General features: G+C 71.2%; 19 protein-coding genes. 12 read left to right on the top strand and 7 right to left on the bottom strand.

Features of this window, described 5'->3' with window-relative positions; genetic code table 11:
- Nucleotides 1-21: 21 nt before the first annotated feature.
- The 3 genes from GEV43_RS33745 to GEV43_RS33755 form a co-directional block, all read right to left on the bottom strand.
- Nucleotides 22-1,065: a hypothetical protein gene (locus GEV43_RS33745; RefSeq protein WP_160824130.1), complete on the bottom strand. Its 1,044-nt coding sequence runs from the start codon at nucleotides 1,063-1,065 to the stop codon at nucleotides 22-24.
- Nucleotides 1,066-1,249: 184 nt separating this feature from the next.
- Nucleotides 1,250-1,588, bottom strand: a complete 339-nt coding sequence (locus GEV43_RS33750) for a hypothetical protein (RefSeq protein WP_160824131.1) — start codon at nucleotides 1,586-1,588, stop codon at nucleotides 1,250-1,252.
- A 357-nt stretch (nucleotides 1,589-1,945) separates the two neighbouring features.
- The gene (locus GEV43_RS33755; protein WP_160824132.1) at nucleotides 1,946-2,839 is read right to left on the bottom strand and encodes an alpha/beta hydrolase; all 894 of its coding nucleotides are present in this window, start codon (nucleotides 2,837-2,839) and stop codon (nucleotides 1,946-1,948) included.
- Between the two features lie 96 nt (nucleotides 2,840-2,935).
- Between GEV43_RS33755 and GEV43_RS33760 the strand changes: the two genes are divergently transcribed.
- Nucleotides 2,936-3,940 carry a CdaR family transcriptional regulator gene (locus GEV43_RS33760; RefSeq protein ID WP_241683139.1) on the top strand — a complete coding sequence of 335 codons (1,005 nt, stop codon included), beginning with the start codon at nucleotides 2,936-2,938 and terminating at the stop codon, nucleotides 3,938-3,940.
- A 33-nt stretch (nucleotides 3,941-3,973) separates the two neighbouring features.
- Here GEV43_RS33760 and GEV43_RS33765 read toward each other — a convergent pair whose 3' ends face one another.
- Nucleotides 3,974-4,732, bottom strand: coding sequence for an alpha/beta fold hydrolase (locus GEV43_RS33765; protein WP_160824133.1), 759 nt, complete (start codon nucleotides 4,730-4,732; stop codon nucleotides 3,974-3,976).
- Nucleotides 4,733-4,807: 75 nt separating this feature from the next.
- On the opposite strand from GEV43_RS33765, the gene GEV43_RS54210 reads away from it, so the two are divergent.
- Nucleotides 4,808-5,380: a QsdR family transcriptional regulator gene (locus GEV43_RS54210; protein ID WP_206681401.1), complete on the top strand. Its 573-nt coding sequence runs from the start codon at nucleotides 4,808-4,810 to the stop codon at nucleotides 5,378-5,380.
- A gap of 125 nt (nucleotides 5,381-5,505) precedes the next feature.
- Nucleotides 5,506-7,431, top strand: coding sequence for a serine/threonine-protein kinase (locus GEV43_RS48500; protein ID WP_206681402.1), 1,926 nt, complete (start codon nucleotides 5,506-5,508; stop codon nucleotides 7,429-7,431).
- Between the two features lie 340 nt (nucleotides 7,432-7,771).
- Here the strand turns inward: GEV43_RS48500 and GEV43_RS33780 are convergent, their stop codons facing one another.
- The 3 genes from GEV43_RS33780 to GEV43_RS33790 form a co-directional block, all read right to left on the bottom strand.
- Nucleotides 7,772-8,011 carry a hypothetical protein gene (locus GEV43_RS33780; RefSeq protein ID WP_160824134.1) on the bottom strand — a complete coding sequence of 80 codons (240 nt, stop codon included), beginning with the start codon at nucleotides 8,009-8,011 and terminating at the stop codon, nucleotides 7,772-7,774.
- An 88-nt stretch (nucleotides 8,012-8,099) separates the two neighbouring features.
- On the bottom strand, nucleotides 8,100-8,378 hold the full coding sequence (locus tag GEV43_RS33785) for a hypothetical protein (RefSeq protein WP_160824135.1): 279 nt from the start codon (nucleotides 8,376-8,378) through the stop codon (nucleotides 8,100-8,102).
- Between the two features lie 176 nt (nucleotides 8,379-8,554).
- Entirely contained in the window at nucleotides 8,555-8,779 is a 225-nt protein-coding gene (locus GEV43_RS33790; protein WP_160824136.1) for a hypothetical protein, read from the bottom strand.
- A gap of 143 nt (nucleotides 8,780-8,922) precedes the next feature.
- Between GEV43_RS33790 and GEV43_RS33795 the strand changes: the two genes are divergently transcribed.
- From GEV43_RS33795 to GEV43_RS33835, 9 genes are all read left to right on the top strand, one after another.
- The gene (locus GEV43_RS33795) at nucleotides 8,923-9,885 is read left to right on the top strand and encodes a phosphotransferase family protein (RefSeq protein WP_160824137.1); all 963 of its coding nucleotides are present in this window, start codon (nucleotides 8,923-8,925) and stop codon (nucleotides 9,883-9,885) included.
- A 384-nt stretch (nucleotides 9,886-10,269) separates the two neighbouring features.
- Complete coding sequence (locus GEV43_RS33800; protein ID WP_309239983.1) at nucleotides 10,270-11,460, top strand: serine/threonine-protein kinase; 1,191 nt, start codon at nucleotides 10,270-10,272, stop codon at nucleotides 11,458-11,460.
- Nucleotides 11,461-11,661: 201 nt separating this feature from the next.
- A complete protein-coding gene (locus tag GEV43_RS33805) occupies nucleotides 11,662-12,318 on the top strand; it encodes a VCBS repeat-containing protein (RefSeq protein WP_160824138.1) in 657 nt (218 codons plus the stop codon).
- Nucleotides 12,231-12,779 (top strand): FG-GAP repeat protein, encoded by a 549-nt coding sequence (locus GEV43_RS56540; RefSeq protein WP_375539072.1) that lies wholly within the window; start codon nucleotides 12,231-12,233, stop codon nucleotides 12,777-12,779. The genes GEV43_RS33805 and GEV43_RS56540 overlap by 88 nt, the downstream gene beginning before the upstream one ends.
- Complete coding sequence (locus tag GEV43_RS33815) at nucleotides 12,695-13,063, top strand: FG-GAP repeat protein (protein ID WP_160824945.1); 369 nt, start codon at nucleotides 12,695-12,697, stop codon at nucleotides 13,061-13,063. Before GEV43_RS56540 ends, GEV43_RS33815 begins: the two co-directional genes overlap by 85 nt.
- A gap of 181 nt (nucleotides 13,064-13,244) precedes the next feature.
- The gene (locus GEV43_RS56545) at nucleotides 13,245-13,688 is read left to right on the top strand and encodes a tetratricopeptide repeat protein (protein ID WP_375539073.1); all 444 of its coding nucleotides are present in this window, start codon (nucleotides 13,245-13,247) and stop codon (nucleotides 13,686-13,688) included.
- On the top strand, nucleotides 13,598-15,499 hold the full coding sequence (locus GEV43_RS33825) for a tetratricopeptide repeat protein (protein WP_160824141.1): 1,902 nt from the start codon (nucleotides 13,598-13,600) through the stop codon (nucleotides 15,497-15,499). Before GEV43_RS56545 ends, GEV43_RS33825 begins: the two co-directional genes overlap by 91 nt.
- 108 nt (nucleotides 15,500-15,607) lie before the next feature.
- Entirely contained in the window at nucleotides 15,608-16,036 is a 429-nt protein-coding gene (locus GEV43_RS33830) for a DUF4345 family protein (RefSeq protein ID WP_160824142.1), read from the top strand.
- 189 nt (nucleotides 16,037-16,225) lie between these two features.
- On the top strand, nucleotides 16,226-16,852 hold the full coding sequence (locus GEV43_RS33835; protein WP_160824143.1) for a LysE family translocator: 627 nt from the start codon (nucleotides 16,226-16,228) through the stop codon (nucleotides 16,850-16,852).
- Nucleotides 16,853-16,982: the final 130 nt, after the last annotated feature.

Consider the following 16,982-nt stretch of genomic DNA (forward strand, 5'->3'; position numbering starts at 1 on the left):
GGCGGGCGGGACGGGGGCAGGTTACTCGTCGACGCGGGCGGTGGTGGTGACCGTTCCGGCGGTGGACAGCACCCACTTGGCCGAGATCTTGACCTCGGTGCCGACCGGGACCGTCGCGTCCACGGTGATGGGGAAACTGGTACCGGCCTGGTCGGCGGGGATCTCCAGCTTCTTCGGAACGGTCACGCCGGGTGTCTGACTGGTGAGCTCGATGACCGCGCCGAACGGGTGCCAGCGGTTGCCGAGCCCGACGGCGCCCAGGTTCCGGGCGTACGGCCCGCGGCGCAGTGTGCGCACCACGCCGAGGGTGTAGTCCTTGGGGGCCAGCAGCGCGGTGGCGCGCATCGGGGTGTGCCCGAGGTCGGCGGCGATGTCGGTGATGCCGATCCCCTGCACCGGGACGCCGGGGTGCTCCAGGGTGAACGTGCCGCGGGTACTGCCCGCGGGCACGACCGCGTAGGGCGGCATCTTGGGTTCGGGGCTGGTGGGCAGGCCCGAGATGTGCTCCGCCCGCAGGTCCACCGACGTGCCGCCGGGCTTGGCCGGGGCCTTCAGCTGCACGGTGCCGGTGGCCTTGGTGCCGGCGATCACGGCGTTGGAGTCGCCGGGGACCTCCAGGTCGATCCGCTCGACGGTCTGCTCGCGCCAGTCGGGCGGGGTGACCGTGACATCGGTGGTGGCCTCGGAACCGTCGCGTCCGGCCACCAGCGGGACGACGGTCTTCGACGGGTAGGCGTCCAGCCGGATCGGGAAGCTGACGCTGGTCTGCCCGGCGGGCACCCGGACGTAGGTGTCGGTGGAGTAGGCGTAGGCGCGGTCGGAACGGCCGACGACGAGGACCTCGACCCCGAGGCCGCCCTCGGGCGCGGGCGCCGACAGCCGCACGGTCTGGATCGCCTGGTCACCGGCGGTGATGGTTGCGGGCGAGACGCTGGTGGACACCACGGCGGGGGTGCCGTCGGCGGCGCTGGCGGGCAGGGCTGCGGCCAGCGTGGCGGGCAGGCTCAGCGCGACGGCTGCGGCCGCCAGGCCGGCGCGGTGACCGCGGCGCGAAATCTGGATCATGGAGCCGAAGCTAACGACCGTCGCGCGGCCCGGACAGGTCCATGATCGTTACGTTCCGAGCTCGTAAGAACTGCTGACGCAACGCCGCCCCCAACCACTTTCCGACCCCCCTGACCAGCGAAACGCACCGTACGGCCGAGCACGCGTCGGACATGGCGTGCTGCTCGGTTGTGAGGGGCGGCGGTCAGGGCGTGGTGCTGGATGGCGTTCCGCTGTGCCCGGCCGTGAGGGCCCGGCGGGCCTCAGCCCAGACGGCTTGGAACTCGGCGCGCGTCAGGGGCTGGGGGTCGTGGCCTTCCCATTCGGTGACGGGCCTCTCGGCTGTGAACCCGTAGGCGGCTTCGTATCGGCCGGAGCTTCCGGCTTGGAAGGCGGCTTCCCACTCCGCCGAGGAGGCCGCGGCGATGGGGTGCCGGTGCGGCCCTTGCAGCTCGATCTGACGGGCGACCCACCCCTCGTCGTCCACTTCGCAGTAGAACCAGATGTCCTCTTCGCCCCAGTAGCTGCGAAACCACGACGTCACTCGCTCATGATGCCGTACGCAGGTCTGGAGGTCGTTCAGCAGAGCCCGGTCGTCTGGCCTGAGAAGCCGCGCGAGACGCGAAGCTTTCGGAGTTTCCCGCGCGCCGCTTCGAGTCGGGCTGTGAGGTCGGCGCCTTGGCCGCGGAGCCGCCGGCCCGTCCGTACGGTGACGCCGGGCTCACCGTACGGACGGACCCCGGACGCGCTGCGCCGCGAGTTGAGAGCCGGACCTTCTCGTTGGCCATGTGGCGGTACCTGGACGGCGCCAGGGATGTCGCCGGGCCTGCCCAGGAACGCTGTAGTCGTGCGGTCGGGCCCTACGGTCCAGGGACGCGGGCGCTACGTGGCGGACGGGGGCTTAGTTGGAGAGGGCTCGGTGGAGGGTGGTGGCTAGTTCGGTGAACTGGCGTTGTGATATTTCGGCGGGTAGGGCTTGGGAGCCGTGGAACGTGCCGGGCCACTGGTGCAGCTCGACCGGTACGCCCGAGCGCAGGAGCCGCTGGGCGTACTCGATGGCCTCGTCGCGCAGCGGGTCGAACTCGGCGGTGGCGATGTGGGCCGGGGGCAGGCCGGACAGGTCGGCGGCGCGCGCCGGTGCGGCGTAGGGGGTGGCGGTCTGGGAGCCCAGGTAGTGTCGCCAGGCGGCGGCGAGCCTGTCGCGGGTCATCCAGGGCGCGTCGGTGAAGGTGCGCTGCGACCAGGTCTCCTGCCGGTCGTCGAGCATCGGCTGGTTGAGGAGTTGGAAGCAGATCGACGGGCCCTGCTCGTCGCGCGCCCGCAGTGCCGCCCCGGTCGCCAGGCCCGCGCCCATGCTGTGGCCGCCGACCGCGATCCGTTCCGGGTCGACGCCCAGTTCGGCCGCGTGCTCGGCCGCCCAGAGCAGGACGGCGTAGGCGTCGTGGTGGGCGGCCGGGAACGGGTGCTCCGGGGCCAGCCGGTAGCCGACCGAGATCACCACCGCCCCGGAGCCGCTGGCCATCCGGACGGCCTGCGAGTGCTCGCTGTCCAGGTCGCCGAAGACGCCGCCCCCGCCGTGCAGCCAGACCACGGCGCCCTGCGCCCGGCCCGGCCGGTAGATCCGCACCGGCACGTCCGGGGCGGCGGGTACGGTGCGGTCATCGATCTCCAGTCCCGTCGTGTCGGGCGCCGGTCGCGGACCGGCGCTCGCGACGAGCTTGGCGCGGGTGGCGGCCGGGTCGGTCATGTCGAGGTCGGGCAGTAGCGGGATGAACGCTTCCAGTTCGGGATCCATGCCGTTAACCATTGCGGTTACCCCCGTCTTGGATCATCCGCCATCTGTCGGGTGTTCGGCGTCGGTCGCGCACCGAACGGCGCTTATTGTGGCGCCATGGAGGCTTTGGCCGAACGGCTGTCGGGGCTGGACCCGCACGTCGACGGCGTGATCCGCGTCGTGCTGTTCTACGACACGCTGATGCGCCGGCGGGTGGACCTGCCGGCGCTCGCGCGGGCCTCGGCGGGCCTGGCCGAGTGCGTGGCCGGGATCCGGCTGCACGGCACCGGGCGGGAGATCCGCATGGCGCCCGACGGCCGGGAGGCGTCCGGCCCGCCCGCGCCCGCGTCCGGGACGTCGCCGATCACCCTCGACGAGGAGGAGATCGGCGTGGTGTGGCTGGAACGCGACGGCCCGTCCGGCCCGCTCGACGCGGCGCTGCTGGAACGGCTCGCCATCGCCGCCGCCGGGGTCGTCGAACGGTACGGTCCGGCCCGTACCACCATGGCCGATCCCGCCCTGGTGGAGCTGGCCGTCAGCGCCGACGGCGACGAGGCGGCGCGCGCCCGGGCGCTGCGGCTGCTGGGGTTCGCCGCCGACCTGCCCGTACGCGTCGTCGCCGTGCGCTCCTCGCTGCCGCTCGACCGGATCGGCGCGCTGATCTGCCCGGCCCGCCCGGTGAAGGCGGCGTCGCTCGCCGACGTCGGGGTGATCCTGGCCGGCGCCGTCGCCCCCGACCGGTTCCCGCCGGGCGTCCGCGCCGGCGTCGGCGCGGCCCCGAGCCCCGACCGGTCCTGGCGGCAGGCCCGTACCGCCCTGCGCTTCACCACGCCGCGCCGCCCGGTCGTCCACCACGACGACCTGGGCGCGCTGGCGCTGCTGGCCGAGATCCCTCCCGACGCCGTACGCGGCAACGCCGACGTGGCCGCGATCGCCCGCATGGCCGGCTCCGAGGACCTGGACACCCTGGACGCCTACTGCGCCACCGGTTCCCTGCGCGGCGCCGCCGACCTCCTCCACCTGCACCACAGCAGCGTCTCCCGCCGTCTCGAACAGATCGCCAAGGTGCTCGGCATCGACCTCACCGCCCCGAAGGGCTGGCCCGGGCCCGGCTCGCCTTGACCGCATGGCGGCTCCTGGACGGCTGAGCGCGCGTCAGAGCTCGACGGTGCCCAGGAACGCCGCGGTCTCGCGGGCGAAGTCGCCGGGGGCCTCCAGCACGCCGAGGTGGCCGTGATCGCTGAGAACGACGGCGCGGCCGGAGGGGACGCGGCGGATGTCGTCGAGCTGCTTGGCCTGGTCCACGACGACGTCCTTGCCGCCGATGAGGGAGCAGGTGGGGACGCGCAGGCCGGGCAGTTCGTCGGCCTGGCTGGTGAACACCCCTTCGGTGAGCCACCCCTGCCACATCTCCCGGCTGACAGCGAGCATGTCGTCCGCGAGCGATGCCGTACGGGCGGGGTCGATCGAGATGGCCGCCACCCCCTGGCGCAGCAGGTCGGCCTCGCCGTACGAGGCGGCGAATCCCGCGATGACCGCGTCGCCCGGTACGGTTCCCGCGGCGTTCCACGGAGTGACGCCGACCAGCGCGCGAACCCGGTCAGGGTGGTCCAGGGCGATCCGCAGCGCGACGGCGCCGCCGAGGGAGACGCCCAGCAGGTCATACCGGCCGTCCACGACCTCGGCGATCGCGTCGTGGACGGTGGCGGCCAGCGAGGGGATGCGGCCGTTCGCGGGCACGCCCCTCGACTCGGAGTGGCCGGGCAGGTCGAAGATCAGGACGCGGAACCGGGGAAGCCGTTCGGCCAGGCCGGTCATCGTGCCGGTGGAGCAGCCGAAGCCGGGGAGCATGACCAGGGTCCGGTCGCCCCGGCCGAGTTCGCGGTAGAACATTCCCGAGCTGGTACGGGGCATCGGCGCCTCCCGGCACGACGTTCGGATGTTACATTCCGGGAAACGTAACATCACGAGTGGGCGAGAGGAAGACCCGTGGCCGCACCTCCCCGCGAACCGCCGGAGACCGGCCGGCCGGACCGCCGGGCCGCGGTCCGCCTCGCCCGCCGGTGCTTCCTCGCCGGGCGGCGGATCGAGATGAACGCCCTCGCCGCCGAACTCGGGGTCTCGCGCGTCACGCTCAACCGCTGGGTCGGCAGCCGGGACCGCCTCATCGGCGAGATCAACTGGTCGCTCGCGGAGCCGGCCCTGCGCGAGGCCCGCGCCCGAGCCGCCGGCACCGGCGCCGACGCCGTGGCCGCCACCATGGAGGAGTTCACCCGGACCGTCCTGGCGGCCCCCTTCATGCACGTCTTCCTCAGGCGCGAGGGCGACATCGCCCTGCGCGTCCTCACCACCAACCGCAGCGACCTGCAACGCAACATCATCGGCTTCGTCGAGCGGACGCTGCACGAGGAACGCGTCGTCCCGCCCGCCCCTCTGGACCTGTCCGACCTGGCCTACGTCGTCGTGCGCATCGGCGAGTCGTTCACCTACATCGACATGATCACCGGTGGCGCCCCCGACCCCGCGAAGATCGGCCACGCCGTCAGGGCGCTGCTCACCTGACGACCCAGGTCAGGGCTGGCCGCCGACGCGGAGCGTACGTCCGCCCGCGCGCGGCGGTTCGGCGGTCGTGTGGCGGCCGGCGTGGTGTGTCCTTATGCTGCGTTTGATCTTTGGAGAGGGAGAGCGTGGACACTCTGAGCCCCGGTGATCCGAGGGAGGTCGGCGGCTACCGCCTGCTCGGGCGGCTCGGGTCCGGCGGTATGGGCCGCGTCTACCTGGGACGATCCCGCGGCGGCCGGATCGTCGCCGTCAAACTGGTGCACGCCGAGCTCGCCGGCGACCCGGTCTTCCTCCGGAGGTTCCGCCGCGAGGTGGAGGCCGCGCGCCGCGTCGGCGGCGAGTGGACCGCGCCCGTGCTGGACGCCGACACCGAGTCGGCCGCCCCCTGGGTCGCCACCGGCTACGTCCCGGGCCCCACGCTCACCGGCATCGTGGAACGGCACGGCCCGCTGCCCGAGGAGTCCGTCCTGGCGCTGGCGGCCGGGCTCGCCCGCGCGCTCCAGGCCGTCCACGCCTGCGACCTGGTCCACCGCGACCTCAAGCCGTCCAACGTGCTGGTGACGATCGACGGGCCGAGGGTGATCGACTTCGGAATCGTGCGCGCGGTGGACGCGAGCGTCGCCACCAGGACGGGCGCCCTGATCGGCTCGCCTCCCTTCATGGCGCCCGAGCAGATCAGCGGCGGCGAGGTCACCGCGGCCTGCGACGTGTTCAGCCTCGGCGCGGTGCTCGCCTACGCGGGGACCGGCCGCCGCCCGTTCGGCACGGGAGCGAACGGGCTGCACGCCCTGCTGTTCCGCGTCCTCCAGGAGCCACCGGACCTGGAGGGCCTCTCCGGGCCGGTACGCGCTCTCGCGGAGTCCTGCCTGGCCAAGGCACCGGAGGAGCGTCCGACGCCGACCGAGATCCTTCGGTCGTTGCCGCCGACGCCCGCCCGCTGGCTGCCCGCCGACGTCATCGCCGAACTGGGCCGCCACGCCGCCGAACTGCTCGACCTGGAGACCACCGACGTCCCACCCGTCCCCGAGACGGCTCCGACCGCGCCGCACTCGGCTCCGCCGTCCCCGCCGCCGGAGGCGACCGCACCATCGGGCGGCACCACGCGATCGCCCGCGCGGCGTCGCGGACTCCTGGTGGCGACGGGCGCCGCCGCGGCCGTCGCCACCGTCACGGCCGGCCTGGTCGTCGCCCTCCTGGACGGCGACACGAGCGCCAACGGTTCGGGCGGCGCCAAGGGCGGGCCCGTCCGGGGCGATGTGCCCGCGGGCATGGTCGGTACGTGGGACGGGTCGGCCAAGGCCAAGGACTCCACCTGGTGGCACCACCGCGTCACCCTCGTACAGGGCAGGCTCGGCGCGGACGTCGCCAAGATCCGCATGGTCGGCAAAGGCGCGATATGCGAGTACGCCGCCAAGATGACATCGCGCGCGCCCTCGCTGACCTTCCGTCCCCGCCCCACCCGCAGCATCCCGCCCGGCCAGTGCCCGGTCCCGTCCAGCCAGTCGGCGACCCAGAGCGGGGCCGACGTCCGCTGGAGTTCGCAGGGCGTGACGGGCACTCTCCAGCGCGCCAAGCATGACGCGGTGCCGGAGGGGCTGCGCGGGCGCTGGGCCGGAACGGACGGCGGGTACACCGCCGCCGCCTCCGAGGGGATGCGCAGGCAGTTCGACATCAGCGGCGGCGCCGTCGGGACGGAGAGCATCCAGATCACCACCACCGCCGGCAGTCTGACCTGCAAGGAGACGGCCATGCTGATCTCCGCCGAAGAGCAGATCCAGCTCGTCCCGGTCCGGCTGCTCACCCGGTCACCCGACTGCGTGCTCGGCAGAGAGCAGCTACTCACCCGAGCGGCGTGGAACTCCAGTGGCAGGACGTCGAAACCGGCCTGGGCGCCAACCTCCAACGCTCCTGACCGATACCCCCAGCCGCCCCGGATGCCGCCCGACGGTGGCGCCGCCGGCGCGCCTGGCCGTCACTATCGTGTCCCACCTGCCGCCGCCACCGCAGCGGGGGCGAGGCGTCGAACGCGGACGAGGCGCTGGCCCCGTTAACGCTGGGCCGTTCATCTGGCCGAGTGGCTCGCAGGGGTGGACGCCGATCTGATCAGCGTGGCCCGCGAGGCCGGAGTCACGGGGGAGGACCCGGTGCCGGTGCGGCGGGTCGGCGAGCAGCGGGCGTCCAGCGCCGCCACGCCCGTCCTGCTCGCCGCCAGGCTGGTGCTGCAAGGCCGAATTCACCGTGCAAGCCCACACGTGCGGCGGCGCGGCGTGTTCTTGTCCCTTGCAAATGCGTACGGGACCACGGGGGATCGCTCCCCGTGGTCCCGTGCTGCGAGCCGGTGAAGGCGCGGCGTGCTGCCCTCATTGACGCGGACGGCCCTCGTTCAGTGGCTCAGGTGGTCTCGTCCTCCACCGCGTCCGCGACCTCTCCGACGGCGCGGCCCCCTCCACCGAGGAGGTTGCCGACGACGGGGAGGCTGGAAAGGTCCAACCCTTGGGCGAGGTGGTGCGAGGTGTCGCGCTGAGCGTTGGCATGGTGCAGCGCGGTCACGGACGCGGTGAGGGCGGCGGCGGTGGTGAGCGCGGCCGCCGTAAGGATCGTGGTGCGGGTGAGTCGCTTGGTGCCGGTCACGAGTTCTGCTCCCTGGTCGTGGACGTACGGGACTGGACGCCGAGGAGACGGGTCGCACGGCGGCGGCCGGTGGCCTCGGGCGGGCGGGTCATTGGTTGATCAGGCCGAGCAGGCCGCTGAGGGTGGAGGTCTTGTCGGTGTCGTTCTTGTCCGCGTTCTGGCCGACGATGGTCAGGCCCGAGCAGTGGGTGGGTTCGACGTGCGCGCCCGGGGACAGCAGCACGGTGGGGGCGCAGTCGGGGGTGTTCTTGATGTCGGCGTTGGGGTCGTCGGCGTGGCCCGTGCCGGTGCCCAGCGCGGTGACCAGCCCGGTGATCAGTACGGTGGTCCCGGCCGCGACGGCGGCCCGGGACAGGGGGTTGGACATGCTCGAAGCTTCCCTTTCGGTTGTCTCTCACACAGGCACTGTCACGGTGCGTGCTCGTTCGACAACGCACAGTAGTACTCCGAGGTGGGCTCGTACCCGGCACCGCAGCGGGGACCGCTAACGAAACGGCAAACCTCGGCCCCGGGCCGGGGACGGCCGTCGGGGAGGCACCGGGTTCAGGGTTTGAGGACGACGCGTCCCACCAGGTCCTGGCTGGTCTGCATTAACTCGTTGGCCTTGCGGGTGTCGGCCAGGGGGAAGCGGGCGGTGATCCGGGAGCTGATCCGCCCGCCCCTGAGCAGGGAGAGTACGGCCAGGGCGTCGCGGTGGCGGGCACTGCGGATTCCGACCACGTTCAACTCCGGGCGGGTGAAGCCGTTGACGGTGGACCAATTTCCCACGATATGCGCGCTGATTTGCGGGCGGGCGTTGTGAGGGTGGGCTGTTCTCGATGGAACGAGTGGAAGCCGGCAGGACGGACGGCACGGCCAACGCCTCCGAAAATCTCTCGCGTGTGCCGTCGTCTGGATGATGAGGTCGCACGGTGACCGATTACGAGGAGGCGGCGGCTGTCCGCCCGTTGACGCTGGCTTGGGTGAGCCGGTATCTGGAGGACGGCGAACGGGTTCTCAAGACCGAGGCGCTGCACGGCGGCATCACCGCTGAAATGCGGAGGCTGACCATAGGCACCCAGGATGGAAGCACTCGTGACCTGGTGCTGCGGAGTTTTGTCGATCCGTTCTATACCGAGAACGCCGAGGACTGGCTGAACCGGGAGGCCGGCGCCCTGGCCCTCCTCACGGGGACCGGCGTGCCGGCTCCCGGACTGGTCGCGGTCGATCCGACCGCCGCGCATTGCGAATACCCATCGCTCCTGATGACACATCTGACGGGCCGTCCGGTCCTCGATGATGAGGGATTGGAGGCGCGCGTTCCTCTGCTGGCCCGCCAACTCGCGGCGATCCATGCGTTGCGGCCCGCCGAACGGCCCCGAGAGTATGTGGCGTTGACGACCGCCGACACCGTCGTCACTCCGAAAGGCGCCGACGCGGTGACATGGGCTGCGGCGATCGATGTGATCCGCAGGTCCGCGCCGTCCTATGAGGGGCGATTCCTGCACCGGGATTTCCAACCCGGCAACGTGCTGTTCGACGTGCCGCCCGCAAGGTCGGCAGATGCGCGGATCACCGGCATCGTCGACTGGGCGGCGACCTCTTGGGGCCCGGCGGATCTCGATGTGGCGCACTGCTCCACCAACCTCGCGCTGCTGCACGGCCCGGGGTGGGGACTGCGGTTCACTGAGGCGTACGAGGAGGCCGGCGGGGTGCTGGCCGCGACCGCGAGCGAGCGGCTGTACTGGCAGGTGCGGGACGCGCTGGCGTCCTCGGAAGAAGTGCGGCAGGTGGCGCGGCCATGGCGAGCGGCAGGGAGAACGGAACTGACGACACGCGCCGTAGAGGAACGGCTGGATGCCTATGTCACCGCCCTGATGGACGCGCTGGGCTGAGCCAAGGCGGTCCGGAGCGCGGCTCCCGACCTCATCGTTCACCGCCCATTCCGCCATTCATCTTTCCGCCGCTTTTCGATAGTGTTCCTCTTCTGCGTGAACGCATTCGCGGCCGCGACATGCTGACCGTTCAGGAGGGCGACCGGCTCGCCGCAACCTCCTGGAAGGGGCTGATCGTCCTCAACGATGTTCGCGAAGCCACAAGGACGGCCTGGAGTCCGCGCGTCGAAGCGGCGAGGGCGGTGGGCGACGTCCCGTGGTCGATGATGACGAGCGCGCCGCGATTCCGGGCCGCCGCGAATGCGGGTCGTGCACGAGACTCTGGCCGAGCAAACTGGGCCGCACGGACCCAATGGGATCGGCGAACGGGTCGCGGGAGGTTGAGTGGAAGCGTTGACCGATGACGACCCGCGTAGCGCGGGGCGGTATCAATTGGAGGCCCGCTTGGGGAGTGGCGGGATGGGGCAGGTGTTCCTGGGGCGCTCCCCGGGCGGCCGTCCGGTCGCGGTCAAGATGATCCGGTCGGACCTGGCCCGGGAGCCCGAGTTCCGGCGCCGCTTCGCGCAGGAGGTCCGCGCGGCCCGCAAGGTGAACGGCTTCTACACCGCCGAGGTGATCGACGCCGACCCCGATGCGAACCCGCCGTGGATGGCGACCGCCTACATCAAGGGGCCGTCGTTGGCCGAAGCGATCGACGGGCATGGCCCGCTCCACGAAAGCGGGCTGCGGGTCCTGGGCGCCGGTCTGGTCGAAGGGGTGGCGGCGATTCATCGGGGCGGTCTGGTTCACCGTGACCTCAAACCCGGCAACGTGATCCTCGCCGAGGACGGTCCCCGCCTCATCGACTTCGGCATCGCCCGGGCCCTGGACGCCTCCACCAGCACCGTCGTGGTCGGGACCCCGGGGTTCATGTCTCCCGAGCAGGTGCGCGGCCGGGATATCGGCAGGGCCAGCGACGTGTTCGGCCTCGGTGCCCTTCTTGCCTTTGCGGCTGCTGGAGCCGGCCCCTTCGGCGCCGGGCGTCCTGAGGCCGTCCTCTACCGGATCGTCCATGAGGAGCCCGATCTCGTCGCGCTCCGGCATCTGCCGTCCGATCTCCAGGACTTGATCGCCGTCTGCCTCGCCAAGGACCCCGCCGCGCGGCCGTCCCTGGAGGCCATGCTCACTCGGCTGGCCGCCCCTGCGGTCCCGCTGGGCACGCCAGGCCAGGGACTGGCCGTCAGCGACCTGGGCCTGGTCGCCGACGACCCACGCGTTCGGGGCAAGCGCAAGGTCGTGCTCGACTACCTACGCGGAAAGATCAGCTACGAGAACGAGCCGTGGATGTTCGACGACGACGTGATCATGTTCGCCGTGGGAGGGCTGAAGTCCGCGGACCCCCAATGGATCCGAGCCCAGACCCGGACCTCGGCCTGGCCTCGGGACCTCATCGTCGACCTGATGGTCCTGCTGGGAGAGACTCCGGACGAGATCCAGACGCTCCTCCAGGCCGCTGACGGGGAGACCCTCAGCGGCCGCCACTTCGGGTTCTTGTTCCCGAGCTCGCCGGCACCGCCCACCATGTCCCACGACTGACCGCCGCCGGCTCCAGCGGTGTGAACGCCCGTGCCGCGGAGGATCGCTGGATGCACGACAGGGGAACGGGGGCGGGCCCTGGCTGGGGTGGCCGGGGAACGCGGGTTTGCGGGGTGGGCTGACAGGTTGCGGCGATCGTGAGATCTTGGCGCATCTCGATCAAGAAGGGCGTACCGCTCGGCGTCGTTGTCAGGAGCCGCTTTGAAGAGACGTTCGCTGATCGCGATCGGTGCCGTGGTCACCGTCGGCCTCGGCGCCGCGGGCGCGGGCGCGCTCGATGACGACGGGACGCCGAAAGCCGCGTCCGTCACCTCTACGCCCAGCGCCGCCGGTTCCCTCCGGCCCGTCACGCCCGCCCGGCCCGTCACCTTCACCAAGCCCGCCAAGCGCGCCGACTTCAACGGCGACGGCTATCGCGACCTCATCGACCCGTTCGTGAATCCAGGCCAGGGTCCCGGCCTGCTCACGGTCGTCTACGGCAGCCCCGAGGGGCCGACCTCCGGCCGTCACCAGAGCATCGGCCCGTCCGTCCCCGGCGTTCCCGGCGACGCGCAGGTCGGATGGACGGTCGCCACCGCCGATTTCGACCGCGACGGTTACGCCGACCTGGCGGTCGATACGGTCACTTTGCGCGAGCCGGCCCGCTCCGTCCCGATCGTGATCTTCTACGGCTCCGCCACCGGGCTCACCGGCCGGTCGGTGGTGCTCAAGAGCCCCGTGGGCGACTCCGTGGACAGCATGGCGGCCGGTGACTTCGACGGGGCCGGGGCATGGATCTCGTCGTCACCGGCGAGGGAACGAGCTGGGTCTTCCGCGACATCACCACCAAGCCCGTCAAGGCCGCCAAGATCCCCGTGACCGGCCGTACCGGGGACAGGGTCCGCCGACGCTCCGTGGGCCCGGCCGCCCACGCGTGGGCCCGGGACCCGGTCGTGGCCGACGTCAACGGCGACCACCGTTCGGACCTGGTGCTGGTGGTCGAGACCCCGGCCGCGGACGGTGAGGAGGGAGAGAGTTTCTGGAACGCCGAACTGCGCCTGGGCACCGCCAAGGGGCTGAGCGGGAACGCGGTCGGTTTCGGCGACGACCAGTTCTCCGACGGGTCGGACCCGCTGGCCGGTGACGTCAACGGAGACGGCAGGGCCGACGTGATCGTCGGGGCCCCGACGGCACGCTCGTCACCTTCCCCGGCACAACGGAGGGCCTCGCGCCCGGAAACCGGATCAGGCTTCCGATGCGGGGCGAGGTCCGGGCGCTGGCGGCCGGCGACACCGACGGAGACGGCAACGCGGACCTGGCGGTCGGCGGCTGGAACATGACGGTCGCGGTCCTGCCCGGCGGCGAGAACGGTCCCGTCCCCGCCAGAGCCCGCCGTTTCGACAGGACGACACCCGGCCTGCCCGCCGCCCCCGGAAACGACCTGCGGAACTTCGGTGACCGCGTGCTCCTCACCGACCTGAACGGCGATCAGAAAGCCGATCTCATCGTCGGGGCCACGCAGGAGAAGGTTCCCGCCCAGGACCGTGTCTTCATCCTTCCCGGCAGCGACTCCGGGGTCACCGTCAAAGGCGCCACCGCCCTCAGAAGGGCCGACCTGAAATGACCGAACCAAGATCACTTTGCTTGGGCTGATCGGGGCCGTGCGTCGTTGCGGGACTTCTTGGTGCTCATGGTGGCTTGGCCGTACGCGTCCTCGGGACCGGTCCCGGCGTGTCCGGCTAAGGTTCGGCTCGAACGGGTGGAGGGGAACGGTCGCTGACGAGGCGCGAGGTGTTGGAAGGTGAATGGGGCGGGGGCCGAGCGGTAGAGGGAACAGCGTGGACATCAGTTACCGCGAGTGTTTCGCGAATGGCCGTCGTGCCTTGGCCGAGGGGCGGCTGGACGAGGCGGTCGCAGCGTTTCGGGCTGCGGCGATCCTGCGGCCGGCGGATGCGGCGGCGCATCTCGAACTCGCGACGAGCCTGCGTAGGGCCGGTCTGATCGAAGCCGCCCGGCAGGCGTTCACCCGGGCGATCGCGGTCAGCCCGGACGGCGCCGCGGCCGTGAGAGCCAGGGCCGCGCTGGGGAGCTCCCGCCCCCACCGGTCGAGCGCCGCAATTTCCGCGTCGGGCAGCGGTTGCACAGCCAGCGGCAGCGTGTGTTCGAGGTGGTGGACATTCGCGTCGGTGGGTTCGGGGTGGTCTACATTGTGCGGAATCTCGGAGACTCGGGGACGCGGCTGGCACTGAAGACGTTCAATGCCAGTTATCTGTGGAGCGATGACGACCGGCGGCGGTTCGAGCGGGAAGCGGCGACCTGGATCAGTCTTCAACCGCACCGCAACGTTGTGACGGCCACTTCGGTGGACCTCATCGAGGGGTTCCCGTGTTTGGAAATGGAGTACGTCGACGGCGGTGACCTCAGCGCGTTGCTGGCCGCCGGGCCGCTGAAAGCCGAGCGCGCGGTCCGGCTCGGCATCCAGTTCTGCGATGGAATGGGGCACGCGTCCCGACAGCTCGGCCTCGTTCACCGTGATGTCAAGCCGGCGAACTGCCTGCTCACGTCCGACGGAACGCTCAAGGTCACCGACTTCGGGCTCGCCCGCGCCTTCGACCGGCCGGCCGACGCGGCCCATACCGGCGTGCCCGCGGGCGCGGCGGCCTTCGTCACCACCGTGATCGGGACGCCTGCGTACATGGCGCCCGAGCAGTTCCGTCCCGGGCAGCGGTTGGACACCCGCACCGACATTTACGCCTTCGGTGTGATGCTGCACCAGATGCTCACCGGGGAGCTGCTCGCCGCCGGCCATGCGCCTCGACGGCAACGGTGGTGGCGCAAGCGGGAGGCGCGGCTCGCACGAATCATCGGGGACTGCACCGCGCCACGGCGCGAAGACCGCCCGGCCACATTCGCGGATGTGCGCGCGGAACTGGAAGAGGTCTTCCCGGCGTCCGCCGGTCCTGCCGCCGTCCCGCCCAGCGCCGCGATGCTGTGTGAGCGGGCCATCGGCCAGCGCCACTTGGGCCTGCACCGCCAAGCGCTGGCGACCGCCGAGGAGGGATTGCGGACCGTCGGCGATGGCGAACGGGTAATGCGCGGGCACCTGTGGCAGGTCAAGGGCCTGGCCCACGTCGACCTCGGCCAGTACGACGACGCCGTCGTTGCCCAGGACAAAGCGATCGAGTTGAACCCGGACGAATACAGCGCGTGGGTATGCAAGGGAGCTGCGCTGGAGAAACTCTCCAGATCCTCGGAGGCATTGGCCTGCTACGACCGAGCGGTCGAACTCGCTCCGGACGAGGCATACGGTTGGCGCGGCCGCGCTTCGGCCCTCCTGCGGTTGAGACGCTACAAGGACGGACTGGTCGCCTGCGAGCGGGCCGCCGCCATTGCCCCGAACGACGAGGAAGTGCTTTATTTCTGGGCCGTGACGCTGCGGAAGCTGGGCAGACAAGATGAGGCTTTGGGCATCGTCGAACGGCTGCTCGCCGTTTCACCGCGCTACAGCCAGGGGTGGATCGAGAAGGCCAATCTCCTGTGTGTGACGGGCCGCGCCGATGAGGCGATCATCTGCGCTGACCGTGCCGCGGAGATCGCGCCGGACGATCCCGTGGTCCTGAACAACCGGGGTATCACGCTGGAGAAACTGCGCCGGTTCGATGAGGCGCTCGCTTGCTACGACCGCGTTCTGCGGAACGAGCCGGACAACGGCGTCTCCTGGCACCGGCGCGGTGCGGTGCTCCGCGAGTTGGGCCGGTTCGAGGAAGCGCTGGACGGCTTCGCCCGCGCGACGGACCTCGCACCCCGCGAAGCCGACGTCTGGTGCGACCGGGGAGTCACCATGGAGCGCCTCGGCCGGTACGAGGAGGCGCTGGCCTGCTACGACCGGATGGCGGAACTCGCCCCGGACGACGGCTGGGCCTGGTTCAACCGGGGCGTCACGCTGGAGAAACTGGACCGCCTGCCAGAGGCGTTGGCCAGCCTCGAACAGGCGGTGCGGACCGCGCCGGACAACGCCACCGCCGCGAAGGCACGCGATCGCGTGCAGAGCAAGCAGTGAGCACCGCGATACAACGGCGGTGCTCACCGCTTGCTACCGGGGACCGGAGAAGAACTGTTCCGATTACCTCTCGGGTAATCGACCTGTCGCCATTGCCTCGGGACGCTGGTGTCGGACAGGCGAGGGAAAGCCCTTTCTTCCTCGCTCGTCACCGCGGCACGTGGGAGGTTTCGTGGAACAGGTGGTCATCGGGACGGTCGGCGTCCTGTTCGCCTTGATGGGCTTTACGGGCTGCTCGCGCCTGCGTCGCTGCTGGCCCCGTTCGGCACTGAGGTGACCTCGGCGGACGGACGGAACGAGGTTCGTGCGGTCTACGGAGGGTTCGGCCTGGCGATGGCGCTGGCGCTCATCGTGGCCGCCGCCGACACCGGGGGCCTGCGCGACGGTGTGGTGGCGGCGGTGGCGCTGGCCCTCGCGGGAATGGGCGCCGGCCGGGTCATCTCCATGTGCATCGACCGTCCGTCGCGGTTCTATCCGACCGTGTTCTACCTCCTTGTCGAGTTGGCGCTCGCGGCCGCCCTGCTAATGGCCCGTTGAAGCCGGCCCTGAAGACCGTGTTGTTTCCAGAACGCGCCTTCATCGGGCCCTGGCCGCTGGGATATTCGTAATCGACCGCGACCTTCTTGGGAGGCCGCCCGGGGCCCGAGGCCGCTGACGCCGCCCAGTGAGCGGCGAAGGCGATCACGCCCCGCCGCGAGGTTGGGGCATGCCGTAGCGTGGGTGGGCATGTGGGGTCAGTTGGCGGCCTTCACGGGCCTGTCGGTCGTCGTCATCTGCACTCCGGGCCCCGACACCGCGCTGACCGTCCGGAACGCCTTGTCCGGCGGACGCCGGGGCGGTGTCTGGACGGCGGCAGGCGTGGCGATCGGCCAGGCGGTCTGGACGGTCGCCGCCGGCTTCGGCGTCGCCGGGCTCGTGCACGCGTCCGAGCCGGTGTTCGTGGCGATGAAGCTGGCGGGCGCCGCCTACCTGGCCTACCTGGGTGCGCAGTCGCTGCGCGCGGCCTGGCGCGGCCGCCAACCGGGCGACGTCCAGCATCCCGAGCTCGGGCCGTCACGGACGAGGTCACTGCGGCAGGGCCTCATCAACGACCTCGCCAATCCCAAGATGGCCGCCTTCTTCATGAGCCTTCTGCCCCAGTTCGCACCTGGCGGCGAGGTCGCGACCATGGTCGCTCTGGGCCTGCTGTTCTCCCTGCTGACGTTCGCCTGGCTCGCCCTGTACAGCGTGATGATCGACGGCGCTCGCGCACTGTTCGACCGTCCACGGGTCCGCCGCGCCACGGACGCGATCGCGGGCACGGTCCTCATCGGCTTCGGCGCGCGCCTGGCATTGGCCGGTCGCACTCACTGACGGCTCACGTTCCGGCTGACCCCCGTGATGACGCTGGTGGCCAAAATCCATCCGCACGCGATCAGCGCATATGACGGCCATTGAAAGAACCCGGCGGGCAGAACGACATGCCGGCCCCGGGACAAGGCCC

The organism is Actinomadura sp. J1-007 (genome assembly GCF_009793335.1).
In the GTDB taxonomy this organism is placed as follows: Bacteria; Actinomycetota; Actinomycetes; order Streptosporangiales; family Streptosporangiaceae; genus Spirillospora; species Spirillospora yumaensis.

Excerpts from the sequence above, each read along its gene's own strand:
- GEV43_RS33745 (WP_160824130.1), bottom strand. The coding sequence starts at position 1,065 with ATGATCCAGATTTCGCGCCGCGGTCACCGCGCCGGCCTGGCGGCCGCA.
- GEV43_RS33755 (WP_160824132.1), bottom strand. The coding sequence starts at position 2,839 with ATGGATCCCGAACTGGAAGCGTTCATCCCGCTACTGCCCGACCTCGAC.
- GEV43_RS33760 (WP_241683139.1), top strand. The coding sequence starts at position 2,936 with ATGGAGGCTTTGGCCGAACGGCTGTCGGGGCTGGACCCGCACGTCGAC.
- GEV43_RS33765 (WP_160824133.1), bottom strand. The coding sequence starts at position 4,732 with ATGCCCCGTACCAGCTCGGGAATGTTCTACCGCGAACTCGGCCGGGGC.
- GEV43_RS33785 (WP_160824135.1), bottom strand. The coding sequence starts at position 8,378 with ATGTCCAACCCCCTGTCCCGGGCCGCCGTCGCGGCCGGGACCACCGTA.
- GEV43_RS56540 (WP_375539072.1), top strand. The coding sequence starts at position 12,231 with ATGGATCTCGTCGTCACCGGCGAGGGAACGAGCTGGGTCTTCCGCGAC.
- GEV43_RS33815 (WP_160824945.1), top strand. The coding sequence starts at position 12,695 with ATGCGGGGCGAGGTCCGGGCGCTGGCGGCCGGCGACACCGACGGAGAC.
- GEV43_RS56545 (WP_375539073.1), top strand. The coding sequence starts at position 13,245 with ATGGGGCGGGGGCCGAGCGGTAGAGGGAACAGCGTGGACATCAGTTAC.
- GEV43_RS33835 (WP_160824143.1), top strand. The coding sequence starts at position 16,226 with ATGTGGGGTCAGTTGGCGGCCTTCACGGGCCTGTCGGTCGTCGTCATC.